This window comes from Pseudomonas sp. Leaf59 (assembly GCF_920984685.1).
In the GTDB taxonomy this organism is placed as follows: Bacteria; Pseudomonadota; Gammaproteobacteria; order Pseudomonadales; family Pseudomonadaceae; genus Aquipseudomonas.
The window spans coordinates 260,771-278,394 of the sequence record NZ_CAKLBR010000004.1 but is presented as its reverse complement, the minus strand read 5'-3'; the positions used below and the strand labels follow the sequence as shown (position 1 = coordinate 278,394).

At 60.0% G+C, this 17,624-nt stretch carries 18 protein-coding genes, 1 tRNA gene and 1 pseudogene; 6 read left to right on the top strand and 14 right to left on the bottom strand.

Annotated elements, in window-relative coordinates; translation table 11 throughout:
* Positions 1 to 15: 15 nt before the first annotated feature.
* On the bottom strand, positions 16 to 825 hold the full coding sequence (locus LUB09_RS24020; RefSeq protein WP_442964093.1) for a methyl-accepting chemotaxis protein: 810 nt from the start codon (positions 823 to 825) through the stop codon (positions 16 to 18).
* A 45-nt stretch (positions 826 to 870) separates the two neighbouring features.
* Positions 871 to 1,641: pseudogene (locus LUB09_RS24015) on the bottom strand (MCP four helix bundle domain-containing protein); the annotation flags it as partial.
* Between the two features lie 262 nt (positions 1,642 to 1,903).
* On the opposite strand from LUB09_RS24015, the gene LUB09_RS06575 reads away from it, so the two are divergent.
* Positions 1,904 to 3,130: an MFS transporter gene (locus tag LUB09_RS06575; protein ID WP_209989973.1), complete on the top strand. Its 1,227-nt coding sequence runs from the start codon at positions 1,904 to 1,906 to the stop codon at positions 3,128 to 3,130.
* Between the two features lie 372 nt (positions 3,131 to 3,502).
* Entirely contained in the window at positions 3,503 to 4,114 is a 612-nt protein-coding gene (locus LUB09_RS06570; RefSeq protein ID WP_231422091.1) for a DapH/DapD/GlmU-related protein, read from the top strand.
* An 89-nt stretch (positions 4,115 to 4,203) separates the two neighbouring features.
* Here the strand turns inward: LUB09_RS06570 and LUB09_RS06565 are convergent.
* The 5 genes from LUB09_RS06565 to dapA all read right to left on the bottom strand — a co-directional run bounded on the left by LUB09_RS06565 (position 4,204) and on the right by dapA (position 7,883).
* Positions 4,204 to 4,293, bottom strand: a tRNA-Ser gene (locus LUB09_RS06565).
* An 83-nt stretch (positions 4,294 to 4,376) separates the two neighbouring features.
* Positions 4,377 to 5,090, bottom strand: a complete 714-nt coding sequence (purC, locus tag LUB09_RS06560) for a phosphoribosylaminoimidazolesuccinocarboxamide synthase (RefSeq protein WP_003211975.1) — start codon at positions 5,088 to 5,090, stop codon at positions 4,377 to 4,379.
* A 27-nt stretch (positions 5,091 to 5,117) separates the two neighbouring features.
* Positions 5,118 to 5,867 (bottom strand): MBL fold metallo-hydrolase, encoded by a 750-nt coding sequence (locus LUB09_RS06555; protein WP_231422089.1) that lies wholly within the window; start codon positions 5,865 to 5,867, stop codon positions 5,118 to 5,120.
* 4 nt (positions 5,868 to 5,871) lie between these two features.
* Positions 5,872 to 6,987 (bottom strand): outer membrane protein assembly factor BamC, encoded by a 1,116-nt coding sequence (gene bamC / locus LUB09_RS06550; RefSeq protein ID WP_209989959.1) that lies wholly within the window; start codon positions 6,985 to 6,987, stop codon positions 5,872 to 5,874.
* Positions 6,988 to 7,004: 17 nt separating this feature from the next.
* Positions 7,005 to 7,883, bottom strand: coding sequence for a 4-hydroxy-tetrahydrodipicolinate synthase (gene dapA, locus LUB09_RS06545; protein ID WP_209989953.1), 879 nt, complete (start codon positions 7,881 to 7,883; stop codon positions 7,005 to 7,007).
* 262 nt (positions 7,884 to 8,145) lie between these two features.
* Between dapA and LUB09_RS06540 the strand changes: the two genes are divergently transcribed.
* A complete protein-coding gene (locus tag LUB09_RS06540; protein ID WP_003172487.1) occupies positions 8,146 to 8,706 on the top strand; it encodes a glycine cleavage system protein R in 561 nt (186 codons plus the stop codon).
* Between the two features lie 11 nt (positions 8,707 to 8,717).
* Positions 8,718 to 9,191 carry a peroxiredoxin gene (locus tag LUB09_RS06535; RefSeq protein WP_209989950.1) on the top strand — a complete coding sequence of 158 codons (474 nt, stop codon included), beginning with the start codon at positions 8,718 to 8,720 and terminating at the stop codon, positions 9,189 to 9,191.
* A 6-nt stretch (positions 9,192 to 9,197) separates the two neighbouring features.
* On the opposite strand, the gene LUB09_RS06530 is transcribed toward LUB09_RS06535, so the two are convergent.
* Positions 9,198 to 9,437 carry a sulfurtransferase TusA family protein gene (locus tag LUB09_RS06530; protein WP_231422087.1) on the bottom strand — a complete coding sequence of 80 codons (240 nt, stop codon included), beginning with the start codon at positions 9,435 to 9,437 and terminating at the stop codon, positions 9,198 to 9,200.
* A gap of 95 nt (positions 9,438 to 9,532) precedes the next feature.
* Between LUB09_RS06530 and LUB09_RS06525 the strand changes: the two genes are divergently transcribed.
* Positions 9,533 to 10,966: a M48 family metalloprotease gene (locus LUB09_RS06525; protein ID WP_209989945.1), complete on the top strand. Its 1,434-nt coding sequence runs from the start codon at positions 9,533 to 9,535 to the stop codon at positions 10,964 to 10,966.
* Between the two features lie 67 nt (positions 10,967 to 11,033).
* Here LUB09_RS06525 and LUB09_RS06520 read toward each other — a convergent pair whose 3' ends face one another.
* From LUB09_RS06520 to rpoE, 4 genes are all read right to left on the bottom strand, one after another.
* Positions 11,034 to 12,473: a DegQ family serine endoprotease gene (locus LUB09_RS06520; RefSeq protein WP_209989942.1), complete on the bottom strand. Its 1,440-nt coding sequence runs from the start codon at positions 12,471 to 12,473 to the stop codon at positions 11,034 to 11,036.
* A 235-nt stretch (positions 12,474 to 12,708) separates the two neighbouring features.
* Positions 12,709 to 13,671: a MucB/RseB C-terminal domain-containing protein gene (locus LUB09_RS06515; RefSeq protein ID WP_231422085.1), complete on the bottom strand. Its 963-nt coding sequence runs from the start codon at positions 13,669 to 13,671 to the stop codon at positions 12,709 to 12,711.
* 16 nt (positions 13,672 to 13,687) lie between these two features.
* Positions 13,688 to 14,275 carry a sigma-E factor negative regulatory protein gene (locus tag LUB09_RS06510; RefSeq protein WP_034096393.1) on the bottom strand — a complete coding sequence of 196 codons (588 nt, stop codon included), beginning with the start codon at positions 14,273 to 14,275 and terminating at the stop codon, positions 13,688 to 13,690.
* 32 nt (positions 14,276 to 14,307) lie between these two features.
* Positions 14,308 to 14,889 (bottom strand): RNA polymerase sigma factor RpoE, encoded by a 582-nt coding sequence (gene rpoE / locus LUB09_RS06505; protein WP_003172477.1) that lies wholly within the window; start codon positions 14,887 to 14,889, stop codon positions 14,308 to 14,310.
* Positions 14,890 to 15,354: 465 nt separating this feature from the next.
* Here rpoE and nadB point away from each other — a divergent pair, with 465 nt between their 5' ends.
* A complete protein-coding gene (gene nadB / locus LUB09_RS06500; protein WP_209989936.1) occupies positions 15,355 to 16,971 on the top strand; it encodes an L-aspartate oxidase in 1,617 nt (538 codons plus the stop codon).
* Here the strand turns inward: nadB and LUB09_RS06495 are convergent.
* Together LUB09_RS06495 and LUB09_RS06490 are read right to left on the bottom strand one after the other, a co-directional pair.
* Positions 16,940 to 17,386, bottom strand: coding sequence for a protein YgfX (locus LUB09_RS06495; RefSeq protein WP_209989934.1), 447 nt, complete (start codon positions 17,384 to 17,386; stop codon positions 16,940 to 16,942). The two genes, nadB and LUB09_RS06495, sit on opposite strands and share 32 nt — an antisense overlap.
* Entirely contained in the window at positions 17,370 to 17,624 is a 255-nt protein-coding gene (locus LUB09_RS06490) for an FAD assembly factor SdhE (protein ID WP_003233917.1), read from the bottom strand. Before LUB09_RS06490 ends, LUB09_RS06495 begins: the two co-directional genes overlap by 17 nt.

The following is a 17,624-nucleotide window of genomic DNA, read 5'->3' as shown; positions in this document are numbered from 1 at the left end:
GACGCTCCACAGGCCCTACAAGCGGAACCGCGCCACGGTGTCGTTGAGCGCTACCGCCAGACGCGCCAGCTCCTGGCTCGAACCGCTGACCTGCCCGGCGCCGGACGACGATTGCGCCGACAGGTCACGGATATTGACGATGTTGCGGTCGACTTCCTTGGCCACCTGGGCCTGCTCCTCGGCCGCACTGGCGATCACCAGGTTGCGCTGGTGAATCTCATCGATCGAATCGGTGATCCGACTCAGCGCGCCACCGGCCCCTTCGGCCAGGCTCAAGGTGTCGGTGGCGCGCTGGGTGCTTGACTGCATCGACGCCAGCGCATCGTTGGAGCCGGTGCGCATGGCGGTCACCATCTGGTCGATCTCCAGGGTCGATTGCTGAGTGCGATGGGCCAGCGCCCGCACCTCATCGGCCACCACCGCAAAACCACGCCCGGACTCACCCGCACGCGCCGCCTCGATGGCGGCGTTAAGCGCCAGCAGGTTGGTCTGCTCGGCGATGGAACGAATCACGTCGAGCACCTTGCCGATGTCCCGCGATTGCTCGGCCAGGTTCTGCACCAGGGTGGAGGTCTCGCCAATGTTGCTGCTCAGGGCCTGAATCGCGCTGACTGTTTCGCCAACGCGGTGCTGGCCTTCGCGCGCGGTTTCATTGGAAAGCCTGGTGGATTCGGAGGTCGACACCGCATTGCGCGCCACCTCGTCGGCGGCCGAGGTCATCTCGTTGACCGCCGTAGCCGCCTGTTCGATCTCTGCCGTTTGCTGTTGCAGGCTGCGGCTGCTCTGGTCGGTGATGCCATTGAGGTCGGTGGCCGAGGCGGACATTTGCACCGCAGACTGGCGAATCAGCTGCAAGGTATCGCGCAGGTTGCCTTGCATCGATTGCAGGGCGACGAGCAAGCGGGTGACCTCGTCGTCGCCGCTGACTTCGACGGTCTGGGTCAGATCGCCGCGTGCGACGTTTTCCGCCGCGCGCATGGCCTGTCCCAATGGGCCGACGATGCTGCGCGTGAGCAGCCAGGCCAGGGCCACGGTGCTCACGCCGGCCAGGATCACAAAACCCAACACCATGGTGAGCGAGCGGCTGTACTGCGCCTCCGCCGCCTGGCCCAGTTGGTTGATCTGGCCGTTGTAGTAGTCGCTGAGCGCATTGAGCTGGGCCCCGGAGCCATCGACCACGGTTTTCATGTCCACCAGCAGCAGCTTGTTGAGTTCAGCGCCCTGCTGCTTGTCGGCCAGCACAAACGACTGCGCCAGCGCTTGCTGGTACTGGCGCAGCGAGACCTGGAACTGGTCGTAGAGCGCACGCACCTCAGGCGTGTCGACCCACGCGTCGAGCTCGGTCAGCTTCTTCGTCAGGTCCTGGCTGCGGGTGTCCATCTGACCGCGGTAGGTTGAAAGGTTGGCCGGGTTGGGGTCCAGCGCCATGCGCAACGAAATCGTGCGGATGCGCAGCATGATTTCGCGAATATCGGCCACCAGCCGCATCTTCGGCACCAGCCCACTCTCCACCTGCACCGCCCGGGCGCGAATACTCGCCATGTTCGACAGCGCGAAAAAGCCCAGCAGGGCCACGAGCAAAGCAATCAAGGCAAAACCCAGACCGGCACGGCGGGCGATGGACAGGCTGCGAAGGGACATTTTAAGGGCTCTTATTGGGGGGGGATACGACATCGTATGACAGGGTTTCGGCCTGACAGGCCTGGACTTGAGGGGGTAAATCGGAAATAAACAATCCTGAATATCCGATGTGGATTCGAGCCGGAAGCATCACATCGATCACACTGATGATGACTATCGAAACGACCGCCTGCCGATTTGCCGGCGGTCATCCTTATAATCCCCTCCCACATCCCTCCCCCCGCCTGACGACAGGCGACATTCATCCTTGGAACCCAACACCATGCCAAGTGCCAGCCAGGCCTCCAGCGGCCTTCCCGAACATAATCAACAGAGCGTCAAGCAGCAGTGGCTGGCGATTCTGTCGGTTGCCGTGGGCGCATTCGCCCTGGTGACCAGCGAGTTTCTCCCGGTGGGCGTACTCAACGACGTCGCCAGCGACCTGGGCATCACGGCCGGCCACGCCGGGCTGATGGTGACCCTGCCCGGCATCATGGCGGCCCTTGCCGCGCCGTTTCTGTCGGTGAGCATTGGCGCGATGGACCGTCGCTATCTGCTGATCAGCCTGACGCTGATCATGATCATCGCCAACGGTATCGTGGCGTTTGCCAGTGACTTCAACGTGCTGTTGATCGGGCGTGTCCTGCTGGGCATCAGCATCGGCGGCTTCTGGGCCACAGCCATCGCCCTCAGCGGCCGCCTGGCGCCCAGAGGCGTCGACGTGGCGAAGGCTACGTCGATCATCATGATGGGCGTGACCCTGGCCACCGTGCTCGGTGTACCGGTGGGCACCTGGCTCAGCGGCCTGATGGGCTGGCGCATGACCTTTCTGGTCACCGCCCTGATGGGCGTGCCGGTGCTGCTGGCTCAGGTGCTCCTGTTGCCGCGGCTCAACCCCGAAAAAGCGATTCGTGTCAGTGACCTCCCGGCGTTGTTTTACAACCCGCAGGCGCGGGTGGGCCTGATTGCGGTATTGCTGATCGGCCTGGCGCACTTTGCTGCTTACACCTATGTCGCGCCGTTCTTCAAATACAGTGCCGGCTTCGATGGGCCGACCATCAGCTCGTTGCTGCTGCTGTTTGGTGTGGCCGGCGTGGCAGGCAATGTTTTCGCCGGTTTCGCCGCCAACCGCAGCGTGCGCAACACCCTGCTGCTGGTCGCGCTGATGATCGGCACCAGCACCGCGCTGTTCCCCCACTTCGCCACCGGCATGACCGGCGCCGCGATGCTGATCGCGCTGTGGGGCTTCGCATTCGGCGCGTTCCCGGCGTGCTCGAGTATCTGGATGTTCGTGGTAGCACCCAAGGATGTGGAGCGTGGCATGCCGCTGTTTGTCGCGCTGTTCCAGGTGATCATTGCCCTGGGCTCGTTCTTCGGCGGGCGCATCGTCGACCAGATGGGCAGCTCGGTGCTGTTGAGCCTCGCCACGGTATTGGTAGGCTTCGGGTTTGTGACGGTGCTGGTGTTGGGAAGGAATGTCAGTAACCGCCTGGTGGCGCAACCGGCCTGACGGGTAACTGTTGAAAAGGCCTGCCGAACGATGCGTTTGGCGGGCCTTTTTTGTTTTGGCGCAGAGGTATTCGATCTGGAAAAACCTGGTAAAGAGAATGCCCGCACTGAAACTTGCGCGCGCAAGCCTGCGAGCTAGCCTCAAACGTGTCGCCGCTGTGGCGACCTACTGTCAGGGAGCTCATATGCCAACGCGATATCGTGATGCGGTTACAGGGGAATACGTGACGGAGGGTGAGGCCAAAAAAAGGCCGAGGGAGACGGTGAGGGAAACGGATAAAAAACCGTCGAAAAAATCGGAGGGTAAAAAGTAACGTCATTGTTTTAGCATGGCCATGCAGATCTACCTTTACCCTTTTCGGAATGACTTTCCATGACGCCGGTTGAAATCAATGCATTCATTGAACGATGGCCCACTCTGGGCCTCACGCCTGTTGAGGCCTGGCGGGTGGCACAAGACTGTGAAAACCAGGTGATGGCGTTGCTGGAACGCCTCGGCAAGGGTTATCGGCGTCATGTAAACTGTGCCATCCACGAAAGTGCGGTTGTCGAGCAAGGCGCTGTGCTGAAGGGCGCGATCATCATCGGCGAAGGATCCTTCGTGGCGGCGGGTGCTTATCTGCGCGCAGGGGTGTACCTGGGCAAAAATTGCATCATCGGCCCAAGCTGCGAGCTTAAAAGCAGCTTCATGCTGGATGGGAGCAAGCTGGCACACTTCAACTTTGTCGGTGACTCGTTGCTTGGCGAGGGCGTAAATATCGAGGCCGGTGCGATCATTGCCAATTACCGCAACGAACTGAACGGGACTCAAATCAAAATCCGTTATCTGGATCAGGTGATCGAGACGGGCGTAAACAAGTTCGGTGCCCTGGTGGGAGACGGCTGCAAGATTGGCGCAAACGCCGTTATTGCTCCTGGCGCGCTGTTGCGGCCCGATACTCATGTGCCTCGTTTGGGATTGGTTGATCAGTTCGCTTACGATTGAACGGCTCGACGCTCGTCAGAGTTAAACGCCGGGAACGAAAAAGCCCCTGAAATGGTTAACCATTTCAGGGGCTTTGTCTTGTTCAATAATGGCGGAGAGATAGGGATTCGAACCCTAGGTACCGGTGAAGGTACAACGGATTTCGAATCCGTCCCATTCGGCCACTCTGGCATCTCTCCAACGGCGCGCATCATAACAGCATGGTTCGTGGATGCAAAGCGCCGAGGCGATTTTTTTCCGTGCTATCAGATGCTTGCGTCGATTACAGCGGTACGCCGAGGCGATTGGCGACTTCTTCGTAGGCTTCGATGACGTCACCCAGGCCCTGGCGGAAGCGGTCCTTGTCCATCTTCTTGCGGGTGTCCTTGTCCCACAGGCGGCAGCCGTCCGGGCTGAATTCGTCGCCCAGGACGATGGAGCCGTCGTGGAACACGCCGAACTCCAGCTTGAAGTCCACCAGCAGCAGGCCTGCGTCGTCGAACAGTTTGCTCAGCACGTCGTTGACCTTGAGGGACAGCTCCTTCATGCGCGCCAGTTGCTCAGCGGTGCCCCAGCCGAACGCCACTACGTGGGATTCGTTGATGAACGGGTCGCCCTTGGCGTCGTCCTTGAGGAACAGCTCGAAAGTGTAAGGGTTGAGCTTGAGGCCCTCCTCCACGCCCAGGCGCTTGACCAGGCTGCCGGCGGCGTAGTTACGCACGACGCACTCCACCGGGATCATGTCGAGCTTCTTCACCAGGCATTCGTTATCGCCCAGCAGTTTGTCGAATTGGGTCGGAATACCGGCTGCTTCGAGTTTCTGCATGATGAAGGCGTTGAACTTGTTGTTCACCATGCCCTTGCGATCAAGTTGCTCGATGCGCTTGCCGTCGAACGCCGAGGTGTCGTTGCGAAACAGCAGGATCAGGCGGTTGGCGTCGTCGGTTTTGTACACCGACTTGGCTTTGCCGCGGTAGAGTTCTTCACGTTTTTCCATGATGGGCTCCGCTTTGAGTGAGGTGGGCTAGGCGATGTGGCGCCAGTCGAGCCCTGAATCTTGATCGGCCAGTTGCAGCCAGTCCGGGTCGCACCCGAGGGTGTCGACGAAACATTGCCGGGCAAGCTGCGGCAGGTTGTTCTTGCTGCTCAGGTGGGCCAGGACCAGGTGCTGCAGGTCTTGCCAGCCCAACTCATACACCAGGTACGCCGCCTGATGGTTGTTCAAATGCCCCAGTTCGCCACCTACCCGCTGCTTGAGAAAGTAGGGGTAATGACCGCGCGCCAGCAGGTCCCGACAGTGGTTGGACTCGATCATCAACGCATCGAGGTCGCGATAACCGTCCAGCACCTTGGCGCAGTAGGAACCCAGGTCGGTCAGCACGCCGAAGCGCCGCTGGCCGTCACTGAAGACATACTGCGTGGGCTCATGGGCGACTGCGATCACATCGATGCTCAAGGCGCCGATGTGCAGTTGCTCACCGCCGGCCAGGAAACCTGCAGGTTCAATGGGTTTGCGCATCCCGCGCAGGGTGCCGCGACTCAGGTACACCGGAAGATTGTAGCGCCGAGACAGCAAACCCACGCCATGCACGTGGTCGGCATGTTCGTGGGTCACCAGAATCGCGCTCAGCTGCGCGGGGTGAACCCCCAGGCGCAGCAGGCGCCGCTCGGTTTCCCTCAGCGAGAAACCGCAATCGACCAGCACGTACGTGTCGTCATGAGCGACCAGCGTGCCGTTTCCCTGGCTACCGCTGCCGAGAACGGCAAAACGCATCGGATCAGCCCAGGTTGTCCTGAATAACGCCCAACACTTTGCGCGCTGTTTCAGCGGGAGCAACGGTATTGATGTTCTTCTCGACGGTGACCTGCACGCTCTCGCCTACCTTGCTCAGACGAACCTGGTAGCGCTCGGCACGGGTTTCGACTTCTTCCTTGGTCGGCGTGCTGCCGAACAGTTTGCCGAAGAACCCTGGCTCGTCGTCTTTCTTCACGGCCTTTTCAGCCACGTTGATGTAGTACAGGCCAAGGCTGCGGTTGATGTCTTCAACGCGCCATGGACCTTGTTCCAACGCGCGACCGACACTGGCCCAGGCGCGATCCAGGTCTTCACCCAGGTTCAGCACCACGTTGCCGCTGCCGTCTTCGGTGAGGCTGACACGGCTCGGGGTGTCGTAATCGCGTGCGGCGAGCAGGGAAACGGAACCGCCCTTCTCGGAGATACGGCTCATGCTGGCCAGCATCTCGTCGACCAGGGCAGCGTCGACGCCGGTATTGACCGAACGATTGGTGAACTCGACATTGGCGGTGCTGCCGGCAGGACGCTCGGCGCTGACCACATAGACTTCACTGGTATTGCGTTGCACACCCGGCTCGATGCGCACGCGTACGCGGGTCTCGCCGTCGGCGGCTACGCCACTCGACTGCAGGCGCTTGGCCATGCTGGCGGACAGTTCGCTGCCGTGCTGCCATGCGGTGGTGAATTCACCGGTCTGCGGGCGCTGCTCGTCAATGCGGAACCCGTTGTCCTGGAAGAACTGCACCGCCACCGGCCAGACTTCGGCAGGTGGGCGCTGGGCCACGATCCAACGCGAATCGCCGCTCTTCTGCAGGCTGTAGTCGCTGGCGTCCGCCACGGCTGCGATCGGCTGCGGGCGCGGCACAACGTACTCACCCTTGGTGGTGTCGTCGGCAACGTTGCGCGGAATCGGCAGCAACGGGTCAAGGCGCTTGGCGACATTGACGTCCGGCGGCAGTTGCATCGGTTTGGTTGCTTGTGCTTCCAGGTAATCGCTGCCGCGGTCACGGAAGTAGCCTTCCGGGCCCCAGATCCAACCGCAGCCACTGGTGCTGGAGATAATCAAGGCAAGTGCGGAAAGTCCGGCCAATCGCTTCATGCGTAGTGCTTCCTCAATTAAACCAGGACGCCGGACTGGCGCAGGGCCTGTCGCAGCGGTTCGTGAAAGGCTTGGCTGAGCTGGGTGAGCGGCAGACGGATACCGTCCGGCATCATGCCCATCTCGACCAGCGCCCATTTCACAGGGATAGGGTTGGATTCGACAAACAGTGTCTTGTTGAGCGGCATCAGTTTTTCGTGGATCGCTCGCGCGGTTACGGCATCTCCGGCGATGGCAGCGGCGCACAGGTCACTCATGGCACGCGGGGCCACGTTGGCGGTCACCGAGATGTTGCCCTTGCCGCCCAGCAGCATCAGTTCGACCGCCGTGGCGTCGTCACCGGAATACAGCAGGAAGTCGCTGCTCACGCCGGCCAGAATGTCCTTGGCGCGTTGCAGGTCGCCAGTGGCTTCCTTGATACCAATGATGTTCGGTACGGTGGACAGACGGATGACTGTCTCGGCTTTCATGTCACAGGCAGTGCGACCGGGAACGTTGTAAAGGATCTGCGGGATATCGACGGCTTCGGCGATGGCCTTGAAATGCTGGTACAGGCCTTCCTGGGTCGGCTTGTTGTAGTACGGGGTAACCAGCAGGCAGGCGTCGGCGCCGGATTTTTTGGCGTTTTTGGTCAGTTCGATCGCTTCACGCGTGGAATTGGCGCCGGTACCGGCGATCACCGCGATACGGCCCGCCACACGCTTGACCACGAATTCGATGACCTTGATGTGCTCTTCCACATCCAGGGTGGCCGACTCACCGGTAGTGCCGACCGCCACGATGGCATTGGTGCCTTCTTGCAGGTGGAAGTCCACCAGTTTGCCAAGGCTGTCCCAGTCGAGATGACCTTGTGCATCCATGGGTGTGACCAGTGCCACCATACTGCCCGCAATCATGCAACCGCTCCTGCCGGAAAAAGAGAGCCGTAATGGTACTGGCGCCAAGATGCTTGTACAAGCGAAGTACCGCCTGAGGATGCGTTCTGGCGCAACTAAACGACGGGCAATGCCATCATTGGGCAAAAGCGCTGCCGCAAGCAGGCCATTCACACAATGAAAACGCCATCTCCTATCCCTTCGCGATGCTTTTCGCTACCCTTGATCCTTTGATCGATACAGCCCTCACAGTATCGACCGCTCATCGTTTTAGGAAGGCTGCATGTCCACCCCCACAGTTCGCGAACAATTCCTTGTTATCAGTGCCCTCGGCGCCAACCCCATGGAGCTGACCAACGTCCTGTGCCGCGCCAGCCATGAAAACCGCTGCGCCGTCGTAACCTCGCGCCTGACCCGTCACGGCGAATGCAGCGCGCTGGTGCTGCAGATCTCCGGCACCTGGGACGCCCTGGCGCGCCTGGAAACCGGCCTGCCGGGCCTTGCCAAGAAGCATGACTTCACTGTCAATGTGGTGCGTAGCGCCGCGCTGGAGAACCGCCCACAGGCCTTGCCTTATGTGGCGTATGTCAGCTCGGCGTACCGTTCGGACATCGTCAACGAGCTGTGCCAGTTTTTTATCGACCATAACGTCGAGTTGGAAAACCTTACCTGCGATACCTACCAGGCGCCGCAAACCGGCGGCACCATGCTTAATGCCACGTTCACCGTGACTCTGCCCGCCGGTGTGCAGATCAGTTGGCTGCGCGACCAGTTCCTGGATTTCGCCGACGCGCTCAACCTGGACGCGCTGATCGAGCCGTGGCGCCCACAGAACCCAATGTAAGGAGGTTATTCATGGCGGTAGTCATCGATACACCGGTCACTGATTTCGAAGCCCCGGCCACCAGCGGGCAGACCTTCAGCCTTGCTGACCTCAAGGGCAAGCAAGTGGTGATCTACTTCTACCCCAAGGACAGCACGCCGGGCTGTACCACCCAGGGCCAGGGTTTTCGTGATCTGCATGAAGCGTTCAAGGCAGCCAACACCGAGGTGTTCGGCGTATCGCGCGACAGCCTCAAGTCCCACGAGAACTTCAAGGCCAAGCAGGCATTCCCGTTCGAGCTGATCAGCGACAAGGACGAAGCGGTTTGCCAGCTGTTTGATGTAATCAAGCTCAAGAAGCTGTACGGCAAGGAATACCTGGGCGTGGATCGCAGCACTTTCCTCATCGACAAGGACGGTGTTCTGCGTCAGGAATGGCGTGGCGTGAAAGTACCGGGGCATGTGGATGCGGTGTTGGCGGCAGCGCAGGCGCTGAACAAGGCTTGATGCGATTCAGGCCTTGCGCAACCAATAGCGGTAAACACCCGCCTCATCTTCTTCGCGTTCCAGGGTGTGGCCGGCCAACTTGGCGAAGGTGCGGAAATCGCGCTGGGAGCCCGCATCCGTAGCGGTCACCTTGAGCACCGCGCCGCTGGCCATTCGATTGAGTTCCAGCTTGGCCTTGAGCAAGGGCAGCGGACAATTGAGGCCGCTGGCATCGAGTTCGGCATCAAAGGGTGCAGCGTCGGTCATGGTCTTACTCCGGGCAAGCGTTGGGTTGCTTAGAATATCTGGTCCGAAGCTCAGTGTCCGGCTACAGTAAGCTCTTTGCCCAAAAGGCTTTGTGCATGACTTTTTTGCGCCCTACCCTGTTGACGCTGGCCTGCCTGCTGGCCTCCCCAGGCTTCGCCGACGACCTGCCGTCACTTGGCGACGCCAGTTCTGCCATTGTCTCGCCACAACAGGAATACCAACTGGGCCGTGCATGGCTGGCCTACCTGCGCGGCCAGGTGTCGCAACTGAACGATCCGCAACTGAAGGATTACGTCGAGACCAGCGTGTACAAGCTGGTGGAGACGAGCCAGGTGAACGACCGACGGCTGGAATTCATCCTGATCAACAGCCCGCAACTCAACGCCTTTGCCGCACCGGGCGGGATTGTCGGCGTGAACGGCGGGCTGTTTCTCAACGCTCAGACCGAAGGCGAGTATGCCTCGGTGATGGCTCACGAATTGGCCCACCTGTCTCAACGCCATTTCGCCCGAGGCGTTGAAGCGCAGCAGCGTATGCAACTTCCCATGATGGCGGCCCTGCTCGGCGGCATTATTGCGGCCGCAGCAGGCGCAGGCGACGCGGGTATCGCCGCCATCGCTGGCACCCAGGCCGCAGCGATCCAGGAACAGCGACGTTTCTCCCGCCAGAACGAGCAGGAAGCGGACCGCATCGGCATCCTCAACCTGGAGAAGGCCGGCTACGACCCACGCTCGATGCCCACCATGTTCGAGCGACTGATGCGCCAATACCGTTTCGATGCCAAGCCGCCGGAGTTTCTGTTGACGCACCCGGTGACCGAATCGCGGATTGCCGACACCCGCAACCGCGCCGAACAGTCCAAGCCGGGCGGCAAGGAAGACAGCCTGCGTTATCAGTTGATCCGCGCGCGCGTACAGTTGAAGTACGAGGACACGCCAGGTCTGGCGGCCAAACGATTCCAGGCTCAGTTGGACGAGAATCCGAAAAACGATGTGGCCCGTTATGGTCTGGCAATCGCTCAGATAAAGGGCACTCAGCTTAAGGAAGCCCGGGAAAACCTGGCGCCATTGCTGGCCAAGGCTCCCAATGACATCACTTACAATCTGGCGCAGATCGAGCTGGACATCATCAACAACCGCATGCCGGACGCGCAGCAACGCACCGACCGCATGCTGAGCCAGTACCCCAGCAATTACCCGCTTAACCAGGTTCGGGTGGACCTGCTGCTTAAACAGAACCGCACTGCCGATGCGGAGAAAGCCCTGGATGGCTTGCTCAAGTCTCGTCCGGATGATCCGGATGTCTGGTATCAGGTCGCCGAGACACGCGGACTGTCGGGAAATATCATCGGCCTGCATCAGGCGCGCGCCGAGTACTTCGCTTTGGTAGGCGACTTCCAGCAAGCAATCCAGCAACTGGATTTCGCCAAGCGTCGGGCTGGCAGCAATTTCCCGCTGTCGTCGCGGATCGACGCTCGCCAGCGTGAACTGATTGAACAGGAACGTCTGGTGAAAGGGATGATGAGTTAAACCCATCGCCCACAAAAAAGCCCCGCCATCGTTAACCGACGGCGGGGCTTTTTATTGGGCTAGCAGATTACTCGGCGAGCTTGAAGGTGATGAAGCTGGCTCGACCCTGACGCAGGACGCGCATCGACACCGTACGGTTCTTCGGCAGTGCCTTGGCAATGTCGGTGAACTCCTTGGTGCTGTTGATCGCCTGATTGTTCAGGTGGGTGATCACATCGCCCGGCTGCAAGCCGATCAGGGAGGCAGGGCCATCCTGGACTTCCTTGATCACCACGCCGCTCTTGAGGTCGAAGCTTTTCTTCTGCTCATCGGTCAGCTCGGCCACGGCAATGCCCAGGCGATTGCTGCTGCGCTCGGCGCCCGGCTTGGCGTTGCCCAGTGCATCAAGGGCTGCGCCCTCTTCCGGGATGGCGCCTACGGTCAGTTCCACGTTCTGGCGCTTGCCTTCACGAATCACTTCCAGCTTGGCCTTGCTGCCGGCCTTGAGTGCGCCCACCAGATGCGGCAGGTCTGCCGACATGATGATTGGCTGGCCGTTCATGCTCAGGATCACGTCGCCAACCTGCAGGCCGCCCTTGGCAGCCGGGCCGTCGTCCTGAATCTGCGCAACCAGGGCGCCGGCCGGCTTGTCGAGACCGAAGGACTCAGCCAGGTCCTTGTTCACTTCCTGGATGACCACGCCCAACCAGCCGCGACTGACCTTGCCGCCGCTCTTCAGCTGATTGGAAACGTCCATGGCCACATCGATCGGGATCGCAAAGGACACGCCCATGAAACCACCGGAACGGGTGTAGATCTGCGAGTTGATCCCCACTACCTCACCGGCCAGGTTGAACAGCGGGCCACCGGAGTTGCCTGGGTTGATCGGCACGTCGGTCTGGATGAACGGCACATAGTTTTCGTTCGGCAGGCTGCGGCCAATGGCGCTCACAATGCCTTGGGTAACCGTGTGGTCAAAGCCGAACGGCGAGCCAATCGCAACCACCCACTGGCCGGCTTTGAGGTCCTGGGACTTGCCCAGTTTCAGCACGGGCAGGTCCTTGCCTTCGATCTTCAGCAACGCAACGTCGGAGCGCGGGTCAGTGCCCACCAGCTTGGCTTTGAGTTCGCTGCGGTCGGCAAGGCGCACGAGGATCTCATCGGCATCGGCAATCACATGATTATTGGTGAGAATGTAGCCATCCGGCGAAATGATGAAGCCCGAGCCCAGAGACTGCGCCTCACGCTGACCACCGCCGCCGCCACGCGGAGCGCGCGGCTGGGGCATACCGCGCTCGAAAAACTCGCGCAGCATGGGCGGCAGGCCTTCCAGATCGGGCATCTGCTGGTTCGAAACTTTGCGATCCGGCAGCTTTTGCGTGGTGCTGATGTTGACCACGGCAGGCGAGGCCTGCTCCACCAATTGGGTGAAATCAGGCAGCTCGGCCGCTTGCGCAGGCAGGGCCTGGCCCAGCACCAATACCGTGGCGACTATGGATAGGTAAGACTTCAAACGTGGTATCGACATACAGCTCCCGTTACGACGAGCAGGGTTGAGCGACAGGGTTCAAGAGACGCCGGAAAGCGAGACCGGCGCCTTTGTTCCGCGAACAAAACAAGGTCAGCGCTGACAAGCCCTGACCTATAAAAAACATGGAGATTTTTTGCAAGTGAAAATGCTGATCCATACATTTCATGGTCTCGCCAGCCAACCTGGCATGGACTTTAGACTGAAAGGTCAGGATGAACATAGGATTAACGAATCACGGCTGGGCAGTAGCCGTTTTCTCACTGCGTACGGACAGAGCGATGCGCTCGGCAGTACCGATGGGGATTTCGCCGACAACGGTCACTATCCTTTCACCGTCCACCGTATTCAAGCGGCGAGAAACCGCAACCGTAGGGCCAATTTGCGTGCGGGTTTCCGTCGCGCTGACTTCGCTGATGGGTTCGAGAAACACCGAAAACCGCGCAAGCCCGTCTTCATACATCAGGCTTTCGACCGTTGCTTTGGTCTGCGCATCTTTGCGCGCACTGCTCTTGATTAACTGAAAACCCGGTGGCACCCATTCAAGATGCCATGCCTCGGAGGACTCGACCTCTGGCGCCTGCTCCTGAACAACTGCGACAGGCTTGCACTCACCCGTAGGCTGCAAGTCGCGATCACTTGGGGTGGTAGACGTGTCCAGCCGGGTGAATTGAAAACGCTCCAGCAATTGCCCTTGATCATTCAACAGCAGGGATTTAAGCGGCAAAGCGGTTTCGCGATCCAGATGCAGTTCAAACCCGAAGCGGTACTGATCACGCGGCGTGATCGAGACGATCACTGCATTACGACCGGCAACACGGGATTCACCGATAACTGCCAGCTCGTAGAATTGAGTAAGTTTCTTTGGGTCAAGCGCACGTGAAGGGGATTCACGCGAATTGCCAAGGCCTGCGACAAGGACGCCGCTGACGCATTGAGTACGACCATCTACACGCACGACTTCCTGGGCAGACCCATCAAGCTGCAATAACCGCTCGCGGACTTGACCTTTTTGGACGCGATGCCAAATGTCGTGGGTAGAAAAACTGCCATTACGCTCGTATACGAACGTGCCTTTAAAACTTTGTTGTTGCTCTGCACGCCCAAGTCGAGTCAGCCAGTTTTGAGCTTCATCGGCATGGGCGGGGAGTGCAGACCAACCACTGAGTAAAAGCGTAAGGAGCGATATGACGCGCATAGGGCCCCTTAAAGGTTCAGCGGTTTTCCAGGCTTGCAGCACGAGCGTATGGCAGAGCGCTTTCAGTGCCTTTCAAGGCAGATTCCTGTGCGTGTTGGCGCAGGTAGCCTGGAAGACGCTGATCCTGCCAGCCGGATTGGCCTTGAAGCACACCGTTGGCCATGGGGCCTGTGGCATCAGAGCTTTCCTTGTAGCCGGCCAGCACTGCCGGGCCCTTGACCTGCGGACCGGCCATGACCGGTTGCTGGGTCTGTTGGGCCAGTTCGGCACCAGCGATTTCGTCCTGGTTGTACAGGCGAACACCGGCCAGAACCGCAACAGTTACCGAGGCAGCCACTGCCAGGCGACCCAGGCTACGCCATGGACCACGTGCAGCCTTTGCCGGAACGGCTTCGTCAGCCAGCGCAGCAGAAACGGCCGCAGCAATATCCAGACGAGGGATTAGAAGATCCTTGTGCATCACCGCCCGAGCGACTTGGTAACGAGACCAGGTATCACGGGTTTCGGCATCATCAAATGCGTTAAGCACTCGACGAAGTTCCAGTTCATCCGCTTCGTTATCCATCACTGCGGACAGCGATTCCTGCAGGGCATCACGACTCATGGCGGTTCCTCTCTTGGCTGTCGCCGCTGTCTTTAGTTTTCCTGCAACAACGGTTGCAAGGCTTTATCGATGGCTTCCCGGGCCCGGAAAATCCGTGACCTCACAGTCCCCACCGGACACTGCATGACGCTCGCAATGTCTTCGTAACTCAGACCATCGAATTCACGTAAAGTTAACGCCGTCCGTAAATCTTCTGGCAGTTGCTGAATTGTGCGATGGACGGTGCCTTCAATCTCGTCGCGCAGCAATGCACGCTCCGGCGACTCGAGATCCTTGAGGCCGTGATCACCATCGTAAAATTCAGCATCTTCTGAACTGACATCACTATCCGGCGGGCGGCGTCCGCGAGACACCAGATAGTTCTTCGCCGTGTTGATGGCGATACGGTACAGCCACGTATAAAACGCACTATCACCGCGAAAATTGCCCAGTGCACGATAGGCCTTGATAAAGGCTTCCTGTGCAACGTCCTGCGCTTCATGGGTGTCGTGCACAAACCGCACGATCAACCCGAGAATTTTGTGCTGGTATTTCAGCACTAGCAGATCAAATGCTCGCTTGTCACCGCGTTGCACGCGCTCGACCAGCTGCTGATCCTCTTCCTGGGTTAGCATGAACACTCCTCGTGGTGCTTGAAGGAGGCTTGCATAACTAAACGATCAGGCTTGCAAACATAGACTCGGTCTTTTCGCAAAAGTTCTCCCCCTTTCAAGCAAGTTTCCGGCATGCACTGATTTGGCACACACGAAAAACGCAGCACGGTCAAAGCCGACTGCGCGAATAATCTTGTCGCCGGTTTGATGACGCGTCCAATGCTCCCGACGGGCCAATAAACTCAACTTTTTCCAGGTTTTGGGCAACCGGCTATTGAGTGGGGGCTCATGCAAAAAGTTCCCACCTTACTAACCGGCCAAGTGAGACCGGAACCGCGCTCCGTAATCTCACATTGCCACAAACGCCCGGCTATTGTGCCGCGCGCCCCCTCTATATACTAGTGGCCCGTGTGCCCCTTTGATTCGCCGATCCAGGCGTTCCTGCTTGCGCCAGCCCTGTGGATCGCTTTTTGCGGAATCCTTCCAATGAGCCAACAGTTTCAACACGATGTTCTGGTGATCGGCAGCGGAGCGGCCGGCTTGAGCCTGGCACTGACCCTCCCCAACCATTTGCGCATTGCGGTGCTGAGCAAAGGTGACCTGGCCAACGGCTCGACATTCTGGGCCCAGGGCGGTGTCGCAGCAGTGCTGGACGAGCACGACACAGTGCAATCCCATGTCGACGACACCCTCAATGCCGGCGGCGGTCTGTGCGACGAAGACGCGGTACGTTTCACCGTGGAGCATAGCCGCGAAGCCATCCAATGGCTGATCGATCAAGGTGTGCCCTTCACCCGCGATGAGCATACGGGCAGCGACGATGGCGGGTTCGAGTTTCATCTCACCCGCGAAGGCGGCCACAGCCAACGCCGCATCATCCACGCCGCCGATGCCACCGGGGCTGCCATCTTCAAGACCCTGCTCGAGCAAGCGCGCCAGCGTCCCAACATCGAGTTGCTGGAGCAACGCGTCGCCGTTGACCTGATTACCGAAAAACGCCTGGGCCTGGACGGCGCACGCTGCCTGGGCGCTTATGTGCTCAACCGCGTCAGCGGCGAAGTCGACACCTACGGCGCACGCTTCACCATTCTCGCTTCGGGTGGCGCAGCCAAGGTCTACCTCTACACCAGCAATCCGGACGGTGCCTGCGGTGATGGCATTGCCATGGCCTGGCGCTCGGGCTGCCGGGTGGCCAACCTGGAATTCAACCAGTTCCACCCCACCTGCCTGTATCATCCGCAGGCCAAAAGCTTCCTGATCACCGAAGCCCTGCGCGGTGAAGGCGCGCACCTGAAACTGCCCAATGGCGAACGTTTCATGCAACGCTTCGACCCGCGCGCCGAGCTGGCGCCGCGAGATATCGTCGCCCGTGCCATCGACCATGAAATGAAGCGCCTGGGCGTCGACTGCGTGTACCTGGACATCAGCCACAAACCGGCAGAGTTCATCAAGGCGCACTTTCCCACCGTCTACGAGCGCTGCCTGGCCTTCAATATCGACATCACCCAGGGCCCAATCCCCGTAGTGCCGGCCGCGCACTACACCTGCGGCGGCGTGATGGTCGACCAGCATGGGCGCACCGATGTGCCTGGTCTCTATGCGATTGGCGAAACCAGCTTTACCGGCCTGCACGGCGCCAACCGCATGGCCAGCAATTCGCTGCTCGAATGCTTCGTCTACGCTCGCTCAGCGGCGGCGGACATTCTCGAACAATTGCCAAACATCCCGGTACCCGCCGCCCTGCCCCGCTGGGACGCCAGCCAGGTGACGGACTCGGACGAAGACGTGATCATCGCCCACAACTGGGACGAGCTGCGCCGCTTCATGTGGGACTACGTGGGGATTGTGCGCACCAACAAGCGCCTGCAACGGGCCCAGCACCGCGTGCGCCTGCTGCTGGATGAGATCGACGAGTTTTACAGTAATTACAAAGTCAGCCGCGACCTGATCGAATTGCGCAACCTCGCCCAAGTGGCCGAGCTGATGATCCGCTCAGCCATGGAACGCAAGGAAAGCCGCGGCCTGCACTACACCCTCGACTACCCGCAGATGCTGCCCGAGGCCCGCAACACTATTCTGGTGCCAACCACCTACGGCGGCTGAATTTCAGGCGAGTGCGCAGGCGCCGGTGCACATCGGCGACCTGCGAATCTCTGGGCACACAGATAGAGCGTACCCGCCATTGCCCCGGCAATCGAAAGCGCAACACCACGATCAGCGGCAATGCCAGGCTGTCGGGGCGCAGCTGCACACTGTGCCAACCGCGCTCGGCGCTGAATAATTGCCAGCCGTCTTCATCACGGCGCAGGCCCAGAATCGACGAACGGTGAGTCAGCAGAATCTGACGCGGCAACACCCAGACGGCATGGGCCACGCACGCCAGCATGCCAAGAGCGGCAAAAGGCACGTCGAGCACCAGCAAGGCGCCCAGCGCCAACAGCTGGGCGAGGACATACGCCGCCAGCAACAGCCGCGAGGCCTGCCAGCGACATTCAAAGCGATTACTTGGGCTGGACACGATCCAGGATCATCCGAACCATGCGTTGCAGCTCCGGATCTTCAGACTCGGCGCGCTCCATGAACCAGCCGAACATGTCCTGGTCCTCGCATTCCAGCAACCGCACGTACAGGTCACGATCCACCTTATCGAGCGTCGCGTACACCTCTTTGGTGAACGGCACCAGCAACACATCCAGCTCAAGCATGCCGCGGCGGCTGTGCCAGTAGAGGCGATTGATTTCTACGTCTTCGACCAT